The 18721-nt window shown below is 62.6% G+C and carries 21 protein-coding genes and 1 pseudogene; 14 read left to right on the forward strand and 8 right to left on the reverse strand.

Annotated features, from left to right (window positions below):
- The first annotated feature begins 122 nt into the window (after nt 1–122).
- Nucleotides 123–893 carry a spermidine synthase gene (locus tag AC56QQ_RS11655; protein WP_497127228.1) on the forward strand — a complete coding sequence of 257 codons (771 nt, stop codon included), beginning with the start codon at nt 123–125 and terminating at the stop codon, nt 891–893.
- 57 nt (nt 894–950) lie between these two features.
- Here AC56QQ_RS11655 and AC56QQ_RS11660 read toward each other — a convergent pair whose 3' ends face one another.
- From AC56QQ_RS11660 to AC56QQ_RS11675, 4 genes are all read right to left on the reverse strand, one after another.
- A complete protein-coding gene (locus AC56QQ_RS11660) occupies nt 951–1421 on the reverse strand; it encodes a BA14K family protein (RefSeq protein WP_497127231.1) in 471 nt (156 codons plus the stop codon).
- Nucleotides 1422–1514: 93 nt separating this feature from the next.
- Entirely contained in the window at nt 1515–1679 is a 165-nt protein-coding gene (locus AC56QQ_RS11665) for a DUF3309 family protein (protein ID WP_489862592.1), read from the reverse strand.
- A 110-nt stretch (nt 1680–1789) separates the two neighbouring features.
- Entirely contained in the window at nt 1790–1963 is a 174-nt protein-coding gene (locus AC56QQ_RS11670; protein ID WP_497128956.1) for a CsbD family protein, read from the reverse strand.
- 343 nt (nt 1964–2306) lie between these two features.
- Complete coding sequence (locus tag AC56QQ_RS11675; RefSeq protein WP_489862591.1) at nt 2307–2642, reverse strand: hypothetical protein; 336 nt, start codon at nt 2640–2642, stop codon at nt 2307–2309.
- 58 nt (nt 2643–2700) lie between these two features.
- Between AC56QQ_RS11675 and AC56QQ_RS11680 the strand changes: the two genes are divergently transcribed.
- Nucleotides 2701–2949, forward strand: a complete 249-nt coding sequence (locus AC56QQ_RS11680) for a hypothetical protein (RefSeq protein ID WP_497127233.1) — start codon at nt 2701–2703, stop codon at nt 2947–2949.
- Between the two features lie 49 nt (nt 2950–2998).
- Here AC56QQ_RS11680 and AC56QQ_RS11685 read toward each other — a convergent pair whose 3' ends face one another.
- From AC56QQ_RS11685 to AC56QQ_RS11695, 3 genes and pseudogenes are all read right to left on the reverse strand, one after another.
- A complete protein-coding gene (locus AC56QQ_RS11685; protein ID WP_497127235.1) occupies nt 2999–4957 on the reverse strand; it encodes an ABC transporter ATP-binding protein/permease in 1959 nt (652 codons plus the stop codon).
- A gap of 220 nt (nt 4958–5177) precedes the next feature.
- Nucleotides 5178–5924 (reverse strand): annotated as a pseudogene (locus AC56QQ_RS11690) (YoaK family protein); the annotation flags it as partial.
- 139 nt (nt 5925–6063) lie between these two features.
- On the reverse strand, nt 6064–6315 hold the full coding sequence (locus AC56QQ_RS11695; RefSeq protein ID WP_497127237.1) for a helix-turn-helix domain-containing protein: 252 nt from the start codon (nt 6313–6315) through the stop codon (nt 6064–6066).
- A gap of 99 nt (nt 6316–6414) precedes the next feature.
- Here AC56QQ_RS11695 and AC56QQ_RS11700 point away from each other — a divergent pair, with 99 nt between their 5' ends.
- Nucleotides 6415–6627 (forward strand): hypothetical protein, encoded by a 213-nt coding sequence (locus AC56QQ_RS11700; RefSeq protein WP_497127239.1) that lies wholly within the window; start codon nt 6415–6417, stop codon nt 6625–6627.
- Entirely contained in the window at nt 6624–6836 is a 213-nt protein-coding gene (locus tag AC56QQ_RS11705) for an alkylphosphonate utilization protein (RefSeq protein WP_091581971.1), read from the forward strand. The genes AC56QQ_RS11700 and AC56QQ_RS11705 overlap by 4 nt, the downstream gene beginning before the upstream one ends.
- Before the next feature lie 112 nt (nt 6837–6948).
- Here AC56QQ_RS11705 and AC56QQ_RS11710 read toward each other — a convergent pair whose 3' ends face one another.
- Entirely contained in the window at nt 6949–8052 is a 1104-nt protein-coding gene (locus tag AC56QQ_RS11710) for a histidinol-phosphate transaminase (RefSeq protein ID WP_497127241.1), read from the reverse strand.
- A 218-nt stretch (nt 8053–8270) separates the two neighbouring features.
- Between AC56QQ_RS11710 and AC56QQ_RS11715 the strand changes: the two genes are divergently transcribed.
- The 10 genes from AC56QQ_RS11715 to AC56QQ_RS11760 all read left to right on the forward strand — a co-directional run bounded on the left by AC56QQ_RS11715 (nt 8271) and on the right by AC56QQ_RS11760 (nt 18683).
- Nucleotides 8271–9044 (forward strand): SDR family NAD(P)-dependent oxidoreductase, encoded by a 774-nt coding sequence (locus AC56QQ_RS11715; RefSeq protein ID WP_497127243.1) that lies wholly within the window; start codon nt 8271–8273, stop codon nt 9042–9044.
- A gap of 206 nt (nt 9045–9250) precedes the next feature.
- On the forward strand, nt 9251–10573 hold the full coding sequence (gene hisD / locus AC56QQ_RS11720) for a histidinol dehydrogenase (RefSeq protein WP_497127246.1): 1323 nt from the start codon (nt 9251–9253) through the stop codon (nt 10571–10573).
- A 15-nt stretch (nt 10574–10588) separates the two neighbouring features.
- Nucleotides 10589–11614, forward strand: coding sequence for a zinc-dependent alcohol dehydrogenase (locus AC56QQ_RS11725; RefSeq protein WP_497127248.1), 1026 nt, complete (start codon nt 10589–10591; stop codon nt 11612–11614).
- A 32-nt stretch (nt 11615–11646) separates the two neighbouring features.
- Nucleotides 11647–12378, forward strand: a complete 732-nt coding sequence (hutC, locus tag AC56QQ_RS11730; RefSeq protein ID WP_497127250.1) for a histidine utilization transcriptional repressor HutC — start codon at nt 11647–11649, stop codon at nt 12376–12378.
- Between the two features lie 106 nt (nt 12379–12484).
- Nucleotides 12485–13777 (forward strand): hypothetical protein, encoded by a 1293-nt coding sequence (locus AC56QQ_RS11735; protein WP_497127252.1) that lies wholly within the window; start codon nt 12485–12487, stop codon nt 13775–13777.
- Nucleotides 13778–14028: 251 nt separating this feature from the next.
- Nucleotides 14029–15036 (forward strand): ABC transporter substrate-binding protein, encoded by a 1008-nt coding sequence (locus AC56QQ_RS11740; protein WP_091582109.1) that lies wholly within the window; start codon nt 14029–14031, stop codon nt 15034–15036.
- Between the two features lie 28 nt (nt 15037–15064).
- Nucleotides 15065–15928, forward strand: coding sequence for an ABC transporter permease (locus AC56QQ_RS11745; RefSeq protein ID WP_091581988.1), 864 nt, complete (start codon nt 15065–15067; stop codon nt 15926–15928).
- Nucleotides 15929–15938: 10 nt separating this feature from the next.
- Nucleotides 15939–16730 carry an ABC transporter ATP-binding protein gene (locus AC56QQ_RS11750; RefSeq protein WP_091581990.1) on the forward strand — a complete coding sequence of 264 codons (792 nt, stop codon included), beginning with the start codon at nt 15939–15941 and terminating at the stop codon, nt 16728–16730.
- Between the two features lie 109 nt (nt 16731–16839).
- A complete protein-coding gene (locus AC56QQ_RS11755; protein ID WP_497127254.1) occupies nt 16840–17442 on the forward strand; it encodes an ANTAR domain-containing response regulator in 603 nt (200 codons plus the stop codon).
- A 2-nt stretch (nt 17443–17444) separates the two neighbouring features.
- Entirely contained in the window at nt 17445–18683 is a 1239-nt protein-coding gene (locus AC56QQ_RS11760; protein ID WP_497128959.1) for a CmpA/NrtA family ABC transporter substrate-binding protein, read from the forward strand.
- The last annotated feature ends 38 nt before the right edge of the window (nt 18684–18721 follow it).

The raw sequence follows: 18721 nt of genomic DNA on the forward strand, positions 1-18721 counted from the left end.
CCCGGTGCCCGGCAAGTGCAAAACGGGCCTGCCATGCGGAGGCCGCGAAACGCCCTGGCAAAAGGCCGTTCGAGAGACGAGTTGAGCGGCGGATTTAGGAATTTGACTGTGGTGACCAGGTCATGATCCGGGTTGCGAAATATCACACCGATTTCGGCAACATCGAGGTTCTGCGGACCAAGGATTCCGGTTCGTTCATCTATCGCCAAGGCGGTTGCTACCAAAGCGAGTGCGACCCCAATGGCATCAGCGTCGTGCCCTATATACACGCGATCTTTGGTCTTCTCGCGCAAGCGGAAGTGTCCGACGTCCTGATGATCGGTTGTGGCGGCGGCAGCCTGGGCACGATGCTGGACAGGGTCGGCGTGCGTGTCACGATCGTCGACATCAACCCAAAGGCTTTCCAGATCGCCCAGCAATATTTTGGGCTGCCCCGGGGCGTTCGCTGCTGCACGTCCGACGGGCGGGATTTTTTGCGCGCCGACCGTCATCGCTACGACGCCATCGTTCTCGACGCATATTCCGGGCGGCGCATTCCGGATCATTTATGCGCCGAGACATTCTTCGGTCTGGCGCAGACACGTCTCAAAAACCCATCCGGCATGCTGATCGGGAATGTTCATGCTAGCCACGACCTCGACACCATGCCGGATCGGGTTGCCGCGAAACTCAGCAATATCTGGGCGAATGTGAGACTGCTCGATACCCGCGGCGCCTCGGACCGCAACGCGCTCGTCATGGCAGGCAAGGTGCGTGATCTTGTCCAGCCGATGTTGCTGGTACCGCCATCGGTTGGCGCTGACGAGATCGCGCATGAGCTGAGCCTGCTGGCGTTCAGGCCATGGCATGTGCCACGCCGAGCAGCGCAAGGCGCAGGGCGGGGCGCCAGTTAGAGGCTGGTCCCATCGTGTGCTTCAGGACCAGCCAAGCGGATAGCAGGCGGCGGAACTTCAGTAGGGCGAATGACACTGCCGACGCGGGCCGTTGTAAGGCTGGAAGGTATTGTCCGACGCGCGATACGACCTGTAGTGGTCGTAGCACCACTGCACATGGGCGTTACCCGCGTAGACACGGTTGTTCTCGCTGTTGACGATTGCGCTGCCAATCAGTGCACCGGCGGTAAAGGCAGCAAGCGGGAACCAGAAGTCACCGTGCCGGCGATAGCCGCGATGGTACTCGCGGTAGCCGCGGTGGCCGTTCCAGTACATGCCGTCGTTGTGTATGATACGGCGATGCACTCGGTTGCCGTGCCGACGTATCCACCGCGGGTCGCCGTTGCGGGCTTCCACGGTCTGAACGTCGCTTGAAGCTGACGGCGCCTGGGGTACGAACATCTGCACGGCATTGGCCGGCAAGGTGGCGGAAACCGCGAACGAAGCCGACAATGCGCCGGCCAGTATACCCGAGGTGATCTTGTTCATCGTCTTCTCCTGGAGGGGATGGTTACCCCTTGGTGTCTGTGAGCGACCAAGCGGGTATGTTTGCGCCTGTATTAAATTCGTTGAGAAATGGGCTCAAACTCGTCCCATGAGAACCAGGACGATGACGATGATCAGAATTACGCCAAGAATGCCAACGCCGCCGTGGCCGAACCCGTAGCCGTATCCACCGAAGCGGCCACTAAAGCCACCGAGCAGGAAAATGATAAGCAAGATGATCAGTATGGCTCCAAGCGACATGGGTCTTCTCCTTTTGATCCCATTGGTCGGACCTTGCCGACGCTCACCCTATCCGGGCAAACTCGATTGACTGTCGATTTGGCAATCCAGAGAGTTGCCAGCAACAGTGCTTATTTCTCCTTGATAACGTCTTTGATGCCGCCGACAGCATTCTGGACCTTGCCTTCGAATTTGTCGGCCTTGCCCTCGGACTCCAACTTGGCGTCGCCGACCGCCTTGCCAAGGGCCTCCTTTATCTTCCCTTTTACGACCTTCGCAGACTCGATTACCCTGTCTTTGTCCATCATCCATTCCTCCACTTCTTTTCTGTTTGATGACGTTATGAGCAATGCGCCAATTGTCCTTGATTTCGATCAAGGCGAACCGCGCGGGCGCCGCGCGCCTGCTTCAGGGCACGGGATTGGCAGCGAGCAGGGTGTCGGCAGCCGACACGACCGATGCCCATTGCCTAGAACAGTGGTCGCGAAGCTGGGCCGCAAAGCGGACCTTCGGCATCCGCGAGAAGCCGAGACAGCGATCGATGCTCCGTCGGCTTGTCCCGAAGCATTCATTCAGTCGGCAAATTTATTGCCGGAAAGCCGCGGGTCCTTAAGTTGCCCATGAGTCCTGATGGACATGGAAGGGTCGTTATCCGCCACTGTTCTTGCCGGCGGCTGGTCTGCCTCTGCGATCCGATCCGGGCAAGATATCGTCGCCTACGAGACGGTCTTCGGACGATAGTTTGGGCGGTATGAAATGATCAATAGTGCCGGTCTCGCCCAGCCACTCTTCGTAGCCGGCGTTCATTTTTGACTTTAGCTCCTGCGGCTGATCCACCCCGGATTGAAACAAATCCATGAGCCGCCGCCCGAAATGTTCTCTTGCCGGGTGGCCTTTGGGAATTCCTGCCTCGGTACAGTAGTCGTTGAGAACCTTGGCGAGCATTGAGAGCTGCTTGGAGTCGATTGGATGGTCGAAAGACATTGCTTTTCCCTCATGGGTGAAAGCGTGGTTGGCTCTTCCATGCCCAAGCGCGCGAACCATGGCCGGCGATCAGGAAATTGTACGCTTCCGGCAGTCGGTTAGCGAGTCAATTCCCGATCCGGCCGATGTGATCGGTCTGTTGAACGCGGCGGCGTCTTCCGCCGTATCGAATGGTCGGGCCGTAGCCGTTCCATCCAGCGCCAGAATGACAGCCAGGAAGGGAAGATCGAGCGCTGGCGGGCTGCAGGCAGCGCATGACGGGCAAGTGATTTTTATCGCCCATGCTGCCGGACGCTCCGGCATTTAGCCAAAGGGCAAGCGCTGGGCGACGCGCGGCCTGCCCGATGAGGTGTGGACTATCCCCGGCCGCCGGACCGTGGCTGCACGTCTTGGCGCGCTCCTGTCCTGGCCACCGGTTTTACCCGCGCCGGACCCACGGGACCGCCTTTCGTGTCCGCGAGCGGCTCCTTTCTGGTGGCGCCGTTTGCGATGGTGACCACGCTGTCGTAGAAGCCCTTGCCGGTGGCGGATATCGGAGGCGTGGCGTCATGCATGATGCTGATCACCGTCGCGCTCGGACAAGCATCCTTGATTGCCTGGTGGAAGGCAACCGTGGCGTCGGGGTCGAGGGCGCTCGTCGATTCATCCAGAAACAGCAGACCCGGCCGGAGCAGGAGTATCCGCGCGAGTATGATCTTCTGCTTCTGACCGCCGGAAAGAAGCTGGTCCCAGCTATGCCCACTGCGACCCTCCTGGTCGAGGTCGCCAGCGAACTCGGCAAGGCCCGCCTTGGTCAACGCGACGGCGACGTCGACATCCGAATGGGCTTCAACAAGATCAGGCATGCAAATCAGTTCCTTGAGGGATATGGGAGGTAGGTTCACATCCTGAGCGGCATACAGACTTCGTACGTCCTCGGGCAGAATTGTCGCGCCGCGACCGTGCGGCCAGAGGCGATTGATGGCCTTGAACAGAGACGACTTGCCACTGCCCGACTCTCCGACGAGCAAGGTCCATTCTCCTGGCTTGAAGTGGTGCTTGCCGGTCCTGACAAAGGGCGCATCGTCGCCCTCATGCATCAGTTCCAGATCATTGAGGGTCAGGCCAAGTTTGGGGTCCTGCGTGCTGTAGCGCAGTTCGGAAAGGCCGGTTCGCGCGTAGAACTCGCGCGGCCGCTGCACATCCTCGATCGCCCTTGCAAGCTCGGTCAGGCGACCTGAATTCGCCTTGAGCGTCGATATGTCCGGCATGACGTGGATGAACCAGGAACAAGCAATGATCAGCGCGTTCGCCAGTTCGGCTCCCGTAACGTAGGTTTGCAGGCTGATCTCGTTGTCGACATAGGGCAACAGACCCGGCGCGTAGGCAACAATCCGAGAGCCCAGGAAATTGTAGAAGAGCTCAAATGCCATATATCCGGAAACCAGCTTGTTGAGCCTCGCCCAGGTCCGATCAATGTCGAGGTAGCGGCGTTTGTGGATGCGCTTCTGCGCAATCTCGCCCGAGGCGGCGGCGGTATAAAAGCTGTTGTGGAGAAGCCTGTTCAGTTCGCCGCGGTAACCGCCCTCGGCCCTCTGCATCGTGTTGTCCAGCTCCTGCAACACCGCCCCCAGCTTCGTCGCGACGAAGGTTGCAATCGGGACGTAGGCAATGACGGCGACAAGCGTCAGGAAGGCGCTGCCGTAGCTACCGAAGAAGGGCAGTCCATCAACCGGAGCGGACGTTTCGACGATCTTGCTGCCAACAAAGACAAGTGACAGCAGCACCCCCGCGATACCCATGGCGACGCCAATGGCACCGCCGGCCATTCCCTTGATCGATTCCTGGACACGCTGATCAATATTGTCGGGGACCGAGATATCGGGCGGTATGGCATGGGTGGCGCCATGTTGAAGATGATAGTGCGTGTGGTTCCTGTCGAGCAGGGCATCGTTGAACCGCTGATCAAGCCACGCACGCCACTTGCGGTGCAGCGTCGTCGAGAAATAGTGACGGACGGGGATGAAGCCTATATCCCGAAGGACCACGATCGCGCCAAGTATCGCGGCGCTCTCCAGGATGGTTCTCAGCGTCGCGGGATCTTCAGGACGGTGAAGAAGGGCGATCGCGCTGACAAGCTGGCCCGACACCTCCGCAAACCAGACACTGGCCAAGGCCGACAAGGCTGTAAGTATGATGATGACCGATGTCAGCCCCCATGCCTCCAGCCATTTCTCCGATCGCCAATAAGCGGCCATCAGGCCCGAGAAGCTGCGCATCGAGGAAACGGGAGTTGCCGGCTTCTGCTCCACCGAGCGACGGCTCAACCAGCCCAACGCGACCTCCCGCCGTTGATGAGCGGGTGTCTGCGCACGCTACGCTCTTTGCATATGAAACGGGCTCTTCCCCCCGACAGGATGAGGGGCACCAAAGAGCAGGATTTTGTACAAGGCATGTCGGGTGACGCCAAGAGACAATTTGCTGTTGCCGATGTGGTGCCGGATTCCCGACGGCCAATCCGGCATGTGGCAAAGCTCCATGGGGCTACTGCCAGAGCCGCCTCATGCGAATGGAGACATCCTCCAGGACCGGCATGGAGGCCAGCACGAGGAGAATGGCAGCGAGAAACAACGTCACCGCAAAGCCGACGTGCTTGAAACCCACGGCGCCGATGACGCCGCCGATGAAGAACAATGCAACAAGCGACGCAAGCAGCCTCAGCTTCCTTCGATCCGCCTTCACGAACAGTTCGTCCGAGTCACTCCCCGAGATGTTCCAATAAAGCAGCTTGCCGAGTTCGATGCCCATGTCAGTCACCAGGCCAGTGACATGCGTCGTCCGGATTCTGGCTTCCGACAGCTTGGTGATGATAGCGTTCTGCAACCCCATGATGAAGCAAAGCAGCATCACCGTCATTGGCACGAACAGCGCTTCGTGACGTGCGAGATGGCCGCCGAGCAGACCGAAACAGATCAGCAGGACCGCTTCCAGGACAAGCGGGAACGCGTATTCGCTCTGCAGGCCCTGCCGCCTTCCCCAGTTGACCAGGACCGCCGAACAGGCCGCGCCGGCGACAAATGACAACAAGGCCCCCAATCCGGAAAGCGCCAGCCCGATATTGCCGAGTGCCACATGGTCGGCCATCGACGAAACGATACCCGACATGTGGGATGTGTACTGTTGAACCGCCAGAAAGCCGCCAGCGTTGGCGGCTCCCGCGATGAACGTCAGAAAACGAGCGAGGTGCCGGTCGGTTCTTTCGCTTCGTTCCTTTCCGGTCAACCGGCGCAGATACACGATCATGAGCGAATCCTGCCTTTTGATGCGGCAAGTCGTGACCTAGAATGGGGGTGCCGAGGCGGGTTCATCAACAGATTCTGGAGGCGAAAAAGGGATCGGCCAACGCATGGTGCTGGCGTGAGCGAAGGTGGGTGTTTGGGGCTTAGTTTGGTCTGCCTGTCAGAGCATCGGGATGCCGGAACCTGACGCCACGGCCGCCGCTGATCAGTTCGACGCCGGCCCGGTTGAGCGCATTGATCACTTTCATCAGACTGTCGACAACGCCGCGCACATTGCCGTGGCTGGCTTCCATTCGCTGGATCGTTGGCACGGAGATGCCCGCCATTCCCGCCAGGGTCTTCTGGTCGATGTTGAGGAGGGCACGGGCGGCACGAAGCTGGAAGGCTGTGATCATCGAGGCATCAGTGTCTGAGTATGAGAAATGATAATCTCGATGGTATCATTGATGTGCAGAACATCAATACAAACTGAAAAATATTGATCCTCCCTTGGCATGGCGGGACACCGCGATTATGGTGCCGGCATGACTCAACGCTACAAACTTTGCCGGGAGCCGACTGGCACCTGGGCCGTCAACGATGCTCTTACCGGGCGGCCCGCCGAGATGGGCAGCCGAACCATCGTTGGGATGAACCAGCAGGATGCCGAGGAAATCGCCGATCTTCTCAGCAAACTCGATGCACAAAGGCGGGAAACAGGACCATGAAGGTCAAGGACAGCAATGGCACGCCACTGAACGAAGGCGATTCCGTCACGCTCATCAAGGATCTCAAAGTCAAGGGCACCTCCGTCACCCTGAAACGTGGAACGCTGATCAAGAACATCCGCCTCACGGGCAACGAGGATGAGGTCGAGTGTCGGGCTGAAAAGGTCAAGGATCTGGTTCTCAGGACGGAATTCCTGAAGAAAGCCTAGCAAGCCCGCTTCATTGGCCGACGCCGCGTCGGCTAGCGGCACACAGGCCGACGCTGCGCTGCCGTCTGGCCCCGTAACGATGCGGCCCGGCTCGGCGCCGGCAGGCGTGCGCTCACAGCAGGTCCGACAGGACAGCCATGAAGTGGTCGTTCTCCGAAGCCGAGCCGATGCTGACGCGCACATAGGTGTCGAAGCCCTCCTGCTTCCACGGTTTGACGATGACGCCTTCGCGCAGCAGGCTTTCGGCGAATGCGGAGGCATTTTGCCGGCAGTTGAAGAACAGGAAGTTGCCTCTGGAGGGAGCGACTTCGAGGCCCTTGCTGGTGAGGAAATTCTCGACGCGTGTTCTCTCCGTCCTGGCCAGCGCGACGACCCTGGCGAGGTGTTCCTCATCGGCGAGGGCCGCCAGCGCGGCGGCCTGCGCCATGCCGTTGGCGTTGAAAGGCGTGCGGACACGGTCGAGCAGCGCGCGCAGCTCCGGGTCACCGACAATGCCGAAGCCGATGCGCAATCCGGCGAGGCCGAACGCCTTGGAAAATGTCCGGAGCACGATCCAGGGCCGGTCGAGCTTGCCGAGGTGGAGCAGGGACGACGCATAGCCGTCGCCCTCGGCGTATTCGGCATAGGCTTCATCGATGACTATCAGCGTCTTGTCGCCCACCGCGTCCAGAACCCGAGACAGATCGCCGCCGGGGAGCCAACTGCCGACCGGGTTCATCGGGTTCGAGAACAACAGCATGCGAGGCCGTTCGCGCACCGCCCCGACCAGCGCGTCGACATTGATGGTGAGATCGCCGTTGACGGCAACGCGCTTGACGGTCGCGCCCATCAACGTCGCGTAGTCTTCGTGCAGCGGGAACGATGGATAGAGCGTGACGACGGCGTCGCCCGGCCGCAAGACGGCACGGCTGATGACGGAGAGAAGGTCTTCGGAACCGTTGCCCAGGATGACCTGATCCTCGGCAACGGCATATCTGTCGCCGATCGCCTGGCGGAGCTTGCGTCCGGCGGGGTCCGGATAGAGCCGGAACATCTCGGAGCCGGCATGCATCATCGTGGCCAGGGCCGGGCTCGGGCCTAATGGGTTTTCGTTCGAGCCCAGTTTGGAGATCCTTGAGGGCGCGTATCGCAGCATGACCTCGTCAATGGTCAGTCCGGAATTGTAGGGCGACAGACGCGTGACTTCGGCTCGGACCATATTCGAGGCTTTCGACACAAGCGGGCTCCTCTGCGGCAGGCCGACAAGGTCATCGGCCGGGTTCTCAAACACCGGGTTTCGCGGCATCTTCCCCGGGCAGGCCGGAACAGGCGCGCCCGTCAGGCGGACTTTGTCATCACTACCGGAGCCGAAATAGTTTGTATATGCTTGTATATGTAACTTGATCTGGTAATCTCGAAACCGGCGCCGAAGACGGTGCCGGCAAGGAGGATCACATGCGCAACGCTTCTCTCTTCGATCTCTCCGGCAGGAAGGCGCTTGTCACCGGCGCAAGCCGCGGCATCGGGCGCAGCATCGCCGAGGCGCTGAGCGCGGCCGGCGCCGACGTCGCGGTCACGGCGCGCACGCTGGCCTCTTTGGAAGACGCCACGGCGGCCATCCGCGCGGCCGGCGGGGTGGCGCACGCCATCGCGCTGGATGTCACCGATGTCGAGCGGTGCCGGACGGCGACCGCCGAGGCCGCCAGCCTGCTTGGCGGTCTCGACATCCTTGTCAACAATGCCGGGATGGAAGAGGTCCGGCCCTCGCTCGATGTCGACGAGGCGCTGTGGGACAGGATCGTCGACACGAACCTCAAGGGAGCGTTCTTCTGCGCCCAGGCCGCCGCGCGGCAGATGCGAGACGCCGGACGGCCCGGCGCCATCATCAACCTGTGTTCGCTGACATCCGAAGTCGGCATCCCCACGGCGGTGCCGTATGGCTCGTCGAAGTCGGGCCTGCTCGGCATGACCCGGGCGCTCGCGGCGGAGTGGGCGGAACTCGGCATCCGGGTCAACGCCATCGCCCCGGGCTACTTCAGGACGGCGATGACCGATGTCTTCTACAGCAACGAGGCATGGCAGCAATCCATGCTCGCCAAGATCCCGCAGCGCCGTTTCGGCGATCTCAGCGACCTGCACGGCATCGCGGTGTTCCTCGCTTCGGATGCGGCGGCCTACATCACCGGCCAGTCCATTCCGGTCGATGGCGGCTTTCTCGCCTCGATCTGATGCGCGGGTTGTCCGGGACAGTTTCGGCTGGAAGGATGACGGAAAAATCGCTGGCGATCATTATACATACATGTATATACTTTTCGCCGTGAGAAGCCTCGTGATGGCTGTGATCCTTGTCCGGGTCGACCTGTCGACCTCCAGAAGAGTGGCCGACCAGCGCCAACCAACATTGCTTTCCAAGAGTTCCAAGAGAAGGAGCAGCCATGTCCGACATCAGCTTCCACGACCTGTCATCCATCGGCGCCGACCAGCGCGCCAGTCTGCTGAAGCGCGCCGAGGGCGATCTGACGGTCTTCATCGAAAAAGTCCGTCCGATCATCCAGGCCGTCAAGGACGAGGGCGACGCCGCCTTGATCCGCTTCGCCCGGGAACTCGACAAGGCCAATGTGTCTGACGGCGAACTGAAGGTGTCGGAGGCGGAGTTCGACGCGGCATTCGACAAGGTCGAAAAGGATGTCGTGGAGAGCATCAAGTTCGGCATCGACAACATCCGTCGCTTCCATGAGGAGCAGAAGCCGGAAACGATGTGGCTCAAGGAAGTCCGGCCGGGCGCCTATGCCGGCGACCGGTACACGCCGATCGCGTCCGTCGCGCTCTACGTGCCGCGCGGCAAGGGCGCCTTTCCGTCGGTGACGATGATGACGTCGGTTCCGGCGGTGATTGCCGGCGTGCCACAGATCGCCATCGTGACGCCGCCGACAGCGGATGGTTCGGTGGATGCGGCGACGCTGGTCGCCGCACGCCTCGCCGGCGTGGGCACCGTGTACAAATGCGGCGGCGCGCAAGCCGTCGCTGCCGTCGCCTACGGCACTGAGACGGTGAAGCCGGCGCTCAAGATCGTTGGCCCCGGCAGCCCGTGGGTGGTGGCGGCCAAGAGCGTGCTGTCGTCGATCATCAACACCGGCCTGCCGGCCGGTCCGTCGGAAGCGATCATCTTCGCCGATGACAGCGTCGACGGCGGCCTTGCCGCGCTCGACCTCCTGATCGAAGCCGAGCATGGGCCGGATTCCTCGGCCTATCTGGTGACGCACAGCCGCAAGGTCGCCGAGGCAGCCTTGGCGGCACTTCCCGAGCACTGGTCGCGGATGACCGAACAGCGTGTGGAATTTTCGCGCGCGGTGCTGACTGGAAAGCGCGGCGGCATCGTGCTGACCGCGTCGCTGGAAGACAGCTACCGCTTCATCAACGACTATGCGCCCGAACACCTCGAGATCCTGTCGAAGGAGCCGTTCGCGCATCTCGGACACATCACCGAGGCGGCCGAAATCCTGATGGGTCCGCACACGCCGGTGACGCTTGCCAACTTCGTCCTCGGGCCCAACGCGGTGCTGCCGACCAGCCGCTGGGCGCGGACCTATGGGCCGCTCTCGGTGACGGATTTCGTCAAGCGCTCGTCGGTCGGCTATGTTACCTCGGCCGCCTATCCGGAGCTGGCGCTGCATGCCCGCAGGCTTGCCCGCTACGAGGGCTTCAGCTCGCATGAGAACGCGGTCTCGGAGATCCGCGACCGCTATCTCGCCGGCTGAGCGGAAGCGATCGCGATGAAGGCGGCACGACTCTATGGACCCGGCGATCTGCGCGTCGAGGATATCGCCGCGCCGTGCGCGCCGGATGCCGGCTGGGTAAAGCTCAGGGTCGATGCCGCCGGCATCTGCGGTTCGGACCTGCACAATTTCCGCACCGGCCAATGGATAAGCCGGTCGCCTTCGACGGCCGGCCATGAACTGACCGGCACGGTCACCGCCATCGGCGAGGGCGTCGACACCGTCGCCGTCGGCGACAGGGTGGTCGCCGATTCCCGTTTCTGGTGCGGAGACTGCGCGCAATGCCGTGCCGGCAGGCGGCATCTCTGCGGCTCCCTGGGGTTCGTGGGAGAAGTCTGCGACGGCGGATTTGCCGAACAGGCGGTGTTGCCCGCACGCCTGCTGCATGTGATCGACGCCGCGCTTGACGAGCGGGTCGCGGCGATGGCCGAGCCGCTCGCCGTGGCGCTGCACGCGGTGCGGCGGCTGCCGAAGACAGCGGGCTCGGTGCTGGTCGTCGGCTGCGGGCCGATCGGCGGTCTTGCCGCGCTGCTGCTGTCCCGAACCTTTGCCGGCACCGTGCTCGTCGCCGACCGCAACCAGAACCGCCGCGCCCGCGTGGCGCGGGTGACGGGTGCGACGATCGTCGATCTCGACCGCGATGCCATTGCCGCCGCGACCGGTAATGCCCCTTTGCTGGCGGCCGTCGAGGCGACCGGCAGCATCGCGGCCTTCAATCAGTTGCTCGATGTTCTCGATTCCGGCGGCACGGTGGCGATGGTCGGCATCTTCCACGGCCGCCTCGACATCGACCCCAACATATTGGTCGAACGCGAAATCGGATTGCTGGGATGCCATGCCTTCGCCGACGAACTGCCCGACGCCGTGCGGATGCTGGGTGAACTCGGCGAGCCGCTGCTGGCTCTGATCGACCGCGAGATCGGCCTGGATGACATTCCCGCTGCCTATGAGCGGCTGTTGGCGGGGCAGAGCGACGGCTTGAAAACAATCATCCGCATGCGGCAACCTGTCGAGCATGGGTGACTTCCGATAAATCGCCGGAAAGGACTTTTGAGATGATCGATTTGCCCGATACGGCCAGCCCTCTCTACGAGAAGGTGAAGGATTACATCCTAACCAACATCGGAACGGGCCGGTGGGGCAAGGATCGCAAGCTGCCATCCGAGAATGAGTTGGTGGCGTCGCTGGGCGTGTCGCGGATGACGGTTCACCGGGCCTTGCGGGAACTGACCGCGGCGGGCTTCCTGATCCGCCTGCAAGGCGTGGGAACATTCATCGCGCCACCCCGGCCGCAATCGACGCTGATCGAGATCAACAACATCGCGGCGGAGATCGTCGAGCGCGGCAACAGGCATCGCTCCGAGGTCCTCGTCCTCGAAACAATCATGCCGACAAAGGAGCTCGCGCTGTCGTTCGAGTTCGCAAAGCGTGTCCCGATCTATCACTCCGTCGTCGTCAATTTCGAGAACGACCTGCCGGTGCAGTTGGAAGAGCGTTTCGTCAATCCGAGCCTGATCCCCGACTATGACAAGCAGGACTTCACCAAGACGGCGACCTATGACTACCTGATGCAGAAAACCCCGGTGACCGAGGTCGAGCATATCATCTCGGCCATCCCGGCCGACAAGGAGACGGCGCGGCATCTGGGCATCGATGTCGGCAGCTGCTGCCTTCTCCTGCACCGCCGGACGTGGACAGGCGCGGTCGTCGCCACGATCAGCAAGCTGACCTATGCCGGCAGTCGCTACTCGCTCGGCAGCCGCTATTCCCCCTCCAGGACCGCCTGACGGCGTGGCGAGAATGTAAGCCGAGGAGATTTGGCCCAAATGTATATACATGTACTGATGAGATTGAACTCACCCTCGGCCGACGGACTGGCCAAAGGAACGACAGATGACGCCGACACCGAGCCGCACGGCGCGGATCCGGGCCCTTGCGCAACACGATGTCGCCGAGGCGCAGCGCGCACTGTCGGCATTGCTGGGCGACCTGTTTGAGATGAGCCCCTGCAATGTCCGCATCAATTTCGACAAATACAGCCTCAATTCGCTGAACGGCTTCTTCGAGGATGACGGCAAGGCCTACTTCTTCAAGTTCCATCAGGAGGAACGGGAAGAGGCGATGACGGGCGAGTATTACCGGGCAGAAATCCTGTCGCGTGCCGGCTTGCCGGTCGATCAACCCGTGCACATGTCCGCCCAGCCCGGCGAGCAAATCCTCGTCTATCGCCGCCGCACCGATCCGAGATTTTCGGATGTGCTGTGGGCGCTGGATGCGCAGGACGATGCCGGCAAACGGCGCGAGGCCGTTCTTGCCGAGCGCGACCTGTCAGCCAGGCTGCTCGAGGTCTATCTCGAGACACTGCATCCCGTCACCGTCGCGCAGGTGAAGGCGGAGCCGATCCACCGGCTCTTCCACGAGCGGCTGGTCGATGCAGATACGCGCTCGTTCCCAGGTGGCCGCCTGGCCGATTTTTATATCGGCAAATCGTTTGTCTTTCCTGGCGTGGAACTGGACTGGGAACGGTTTTCCCGGCTGAAATTCGCGATCAACGGTCAACGCTACGCCAACAGTGTCGGCGAGCTTTTCGACGCCGCGGCAGTGCGCCTGCGGCCGGACAGGCTCGCCGATGCCGGCGGCGTGGTCGCGCATGGCGACGCCCACAACGCCAATGTCTGGTACACGGCGAAGGCGGGGAGGGCGGATCTGTCCTTCTTCGATCCCGCCTTTGCCGGCTCGCATATCCCCACGCTGCTGGCGGAGGTCAAGGCGACGTTCCACAACATCTTCGCCCATCCGTTCTGGCTCTACGATCCGGCCATCGCGACCGAGGCTTTTCGCGCGCGGGCGCGGCTGGACGGAGACCTGCTTCATGTCGACACGAACTGGGACCTGAGCCCGGTCCGTCGCGACCTGCTGGAGGTCAAGGCGACGGCGCTGTGGCGGCCATTGCTACTGGAACTCAAGCGGCGCGGGATACTTCCGGCGGATTGGCGCGCGGTGCTGCGCGCAGGGCTCTTCCTGTCGCCAACGCTGGTCATGAACCTGCGCGCCGGCGCGCGCAGCCATACCCCGGTCTCCTCGCTCATTGCCTTTTCAGTCGCGGTCATGGTCGGCAGCGAGCCCGATGCCGGGGCCGATCGGGTGACCGATTTCCTCGACCGGATCGATCCTGAAAGAGCATGAATGATCGTCGCGGAAAAGCAGGCGGATGGGCTTGATCGAGGCGGAAAATTGAGTCAATCCAACTTGTATATGCATGTATGTATTTTAGCCTTGACATCCGCTCCCGCTGACGCTGAAATATCCTCGCACTTCACCATGAAGTGGCAGGTATGACGCCGAGGCACAGTGCCGCAAGAGCAGAAACCCGCAGTCTCACCAGACCGGATGCTTGGTTGAAAAAAAGCGGTCTGATCATCAAGGGGAACAAGATGATGCGTAACCTAACAGGACAATTTCGCGCGCTCGTGATGGCTGCCGCCATCGGGCTCGCCGCCGCCCCGGCAGCCCATGCCGCCGACGCGGCCATTCCCACCACGCCCGAAGCCGGAGCGTTCAAGATCGGCATCGAGCCCTGGCTCGGATATGGCCAGTGGCATGTCGCCGACGCCAAGGCGCTGTTCAAGGCAAACGGGCTGACGGACGTGCAGATCGTCAATTTCGCCGAGGACAAGGACATCAACGCGGCGCTGGCCAGCGGCCAGCTCGACGCCGCCAACATCGCCACCCACACGGCGATGGGCATGGTCGCGGCCGGCCTGCCGGTGAAGATCGTGCTGCTGCTCGACGTCTCCATGACGGCCGACGCCATGATCGCCGGCAAGGACATCACCTCGATCAAGGACCTCAAGGGCAAGGAGGTCGCCTTCGAGGAAGGCACGACGAGCGACATCCTGCTCAAATACGCGCTCGCCAAGAACGGCATGTCGATCGACGATGTGAAGCCGGTTCCGATGCCGGCCGCCGATGCCGGCGGCGCCTTGATCGCGGGCCGCGTGCCGGTCGCGGTCACCTACGAACCGTACCTCACCGTCGCCATGGCGCAGAACAAGGACGTCAAGCTGCTGTTCACCGCCGGCGAGGATCCCGGCCTGATCAGCGACGTGCTGGTGGTGCGCGACGAGGTGATCAAGTCGCGGCCCGGCCAGGTGCTGGCCATGATCAAGAGCTGGGACGCGGCGCTCAAGGATTACAAGGCAGACACGCCCGGTGGCCGCGCCATCATCGCCAAGGCCGTCGGTTCGGACGTCAAGGACCTCAACACCGCTTTCGACGGCGTGCGCTACTACTCTCTCGCCGAAAACAAGACGGCGCTCACCGGCGATTTCACCACCAAGACATTCGCCGATGTCGAAGCGGCCGCCAAGAACGCCAAGCTGCTGCAGGCAGACGTGACGCCGGAGCAGATGATCGACCCGTCCTTCGTCAAGGCGGCGGAATGACGAAGGCCGGATCGCGGTGGTAACCCAAATGTCCGGGGAGCCCCCGGCGAAAACGGTCCCGGCTCGCCCCGCACCGGGGCCGGTCACCAAACAGGCGAGACGCCGCCGATCCTCCGGGATCGGCGTGCCGATCGCCAGGTCGCGTTTCCTGATGATCGCGGTGGCCGTCTTTGTCGGGCTTGGCCTGGCCTGGTGGGCGGCGACCGGACTGGAATGGGTGAAACCCATCTTCCTGCCGTCACCGGGCAGCGTCGCGACCCAGATCGCCAAGCTCGCTACCGACGGCACGTTGTGGCTGGACCTCAAGGCCTCGATGTACCGGATTTCCATCGGCTTCCTCATCGCCTCGGCACTGTCCATACCGATCGGCGTGCTGATCGGCAGTTTCCGGTCCTGGGAAGCAGGTATCGAGCCGCTGGTGGATTTCATCCGCTACATGCCGGTCGTCGCCTTCGTGCCGCTGTCCATCCTGTGGGCGGGTACCGGCGATACGCAGAAGTTCCTGATCATCTTCATCGGCACCTTCTTCCAGCAGGTGCTGATGATCATGGACAATGTGAAACGGGTTCCCACCGATTTCATCGGCCTTGGGCGCACGCTCGGCCTGTCGGATCGCAAGATTCTGACGCGCATCGTCGTTCCCAGTGCCTTGCCGGGTATCTGGGATACGCTGCGCATCAGCCTGGGCTGGGCGTGGACCTGGCTGGTGCTGGCCGAACTCGTCGCGGCGACATCGGGGCTCGGCTATCGCATCACCGTGTCGCAGCGCTATTTCCAGACAAACACCATCATCGGCTACATCCTGCTCCTGGGCGTGCTCGGCCTCATCACCGACCAGGTGATGAAGGCGCTGGAAAAGGTGCTGTTCCGGCAGGATGGTCATTCGCAATGAGGCACGGTCGATGAATCCTCCCAAATTGCGGATCGCCGGCCTCCACAAGAGCTTCGGCACGGGCGAGCGGCGCACGGAGGTGCTGCGGGACATCAACCTCGATCTTGCCGACAATGAGTTCGTCTCGCTCGTCGGCACGTCGGGCTGCGGCAAGAGCACGCTGCTGTCGATCGTGGCAGGCTTGCAGGACTTCGACGCCGGCGATCTCAGCATCGACGGCGCGCCGATCCTGCAGCCGGGTCTCGACCGTGGCGTCGTCTTCCAGTCCTACACGCTGCTTCCCTGGCTGACGGCGCGGCAGAACATCGAGTTTGCCCTCAAGGCCGCGGGCTACGATCGCGCGACCTGCCGCAGGATCGCGCTCGAGCATCTCGACCTCGTCAAGCTGTCGCACAGCGCCGACCGCTACCCGTCCGAACTCTCGGGCGGCATGAAGCAGCGCGTGGCCATCGCGCGTGCGCTTTCCTATCGGCCCAAGATGCTGCTGATGGACGAGCCCTTTGGCGCGCTCGATGCCTTGACCCGGCACCAGATGCAGGAACTCCTGACCCAGATCTGGGAGGAACACCGGCTCACCGTGCTGTTCGTCACGCATGACGTCGAGGAGGCCGTCTACCTGTCGGACCGCATCGTCGTCATGGGAATCGGCCCGGGACGCATCACGCAGACCTTCAACGTCGACATCGAGCGGCCGCGCCGGGAAGAGGTGATGGAAAGCCCGGCTTTCATGGACCTGCAGCGCGGCGTGCACAAGGCCATCCGCGAGGGGTCAAAACGCCCCGAAATGGCGCTGGCGGGGTGATGCATTTGGCGTCGGGCCCTGGCGCCATGCCGTCATCCAAATCACCATCCATTGCGATCGGCAGGTCATGCCGCATTGCACAAATTCTTCGCATGGGCACAATGCAAGAATGGTTCGCAGTTCACTCGCCGTCCTGGTCATCGACGAAAACCGCATCCGCGCCGCGATCATCGAGGCGGGACTGCGCGAGGCCGGCCATGAACGGGTCACCGTCATCCATGACGTGACCGGCATCGCGCGGCGGATCGTCGAGATCCAGCCCGACGTCATCGTCATCGATCTCGAAAACCCCAACCGTGACATGCTGGAGAACATGTTCCAGCTGTCGCGGGCGGTGAAGCGGCCGATCGCCATGTTCGTCGACCGCTCCGACCAGGCCTCGATCGAGGCGGCGGTCGATGCCGGTGTATCCGCCTATGTCGTCGACGGCCTGCGGCAGGAGCGCGTCAAGCCGATCCTCGACATGGCGGTCAGCCGCTTCAACGCCTTCTCGCGCATGGCACGCGAACTGGAAGAGGCGCGCAGCGAGCTCGAGAGCCGCAAGGTGATCGATCGCGCCAAGGGCATCCTGATGAAGTCGCGCGGCCTGACGGAAGAGGCCGCCTACACGCTGCTGCGCAAGACGGCGATGAACCAGAACCGCAAGATCAGCGATATCGCCCAGAGCCTGGTGACCGCCGCAGGGCTGCTGGGACCGGCGGAGGACGAATGAGCATGGGCGCCGAGCACCAGATCACCGCCGGCTTCATGCCGCTCTTCGACAGTGCCGTACTGGTCGCCGCAAGCGAGTTGGGCTTCGCCGCGCGCGAAGGCATCGATCTCACGCTGCACCGCGAGACGTCGTGGGCCAACATCCGCGACCGCATCGCCATCGGCCACTTCCATCTCGCGCATATGCTCGGGCCCATGCCGCTGGCCTGCAATCTCGGGCTGACGCCGCTTGCCTCCGAGACCATCGTGCCGTTCTCGCTCGGGCTCGGCGGCAATTGCGTCACCATCTCCAACGCCGTCTGGGCCGGCATGACGGCGCATGGCGCCCAACCCGATCTCGATCCGGCACGCGCTGGTGCAGCACTTGGCGCGCTCATTCGCGAGCGCGCTGCCGCCGGCCATGATCCGTTGCGCTTCGCCGTCGTGCACCCGCATTCCGGGCACAATTACGAACTGCGCTACTGGCTTGCCGCCTGCGGCATCGATCCGACGCGCGAGATCGAGATCGTCATCGTGCCGCCGCCGTTCATGGCCGACGCGCTGGCCACCGGGCGGATCGACGGCTACTGCGTCGGCGAGCCCTGGAACAGCGCCTCTGTCGCCGCCGGCACCGGCCATATCGTCACCGTCAAGGCACTGATATGGCGCAACAGCCCGGAGAAGGTGATCGGCGTGCGCAAGGCCTGGGCCGAGCAGTCCCCCGAGGCGCTGGCGGCGCTCTTGCGCGCGCTGCATCACTCGGCGCGCTGGTGCCAGGACCCGGCTAACCACGGCGAACTCGCGGCGATGATGGCGCAGCCGGGCTTCCTCGGCCTGCCGCCGGCCGTCCTGATGCCGATCCTGACCGGCCATCTCAAATTGGGCGGCGGCGCGGAGCTGGATATCGACGACTTCTTCCTGCCCTTCGACAAGGCGGCCAACTTTCCCTGGAAGAGCCATGCGCTGTGGTTCTACACGCAGATGGTGCGCTGGGGGCATGTGGCGCACACGCCTGATAATCTCGCCATTGCCCGCGACTGCTACCGGCCCGACCTCTACCGCTCGGCGCTGAAGCCGCTTGGCGTCGCACTTCCAGGCGCCAATTCGAAGGTCGAGGGCGCGCTGCGCGTGGCCACGGCGGTCGGCGCGACAGGGGCGGGCCTGATGCTCGGACCGGATGGTTTCTTCGACGGCCAGATCTTCGATCCGGACGAGATCAATGGTTACATCGCCGCCCAGAAATCGGCCCGCGCGGAAGCCTGATCATTTCCGCGCCATTCTTGTGCATTGCACAAAAATTG

The organism is Mesorhizobium sp. RCAM 05099, assembly GCF_059683685.1.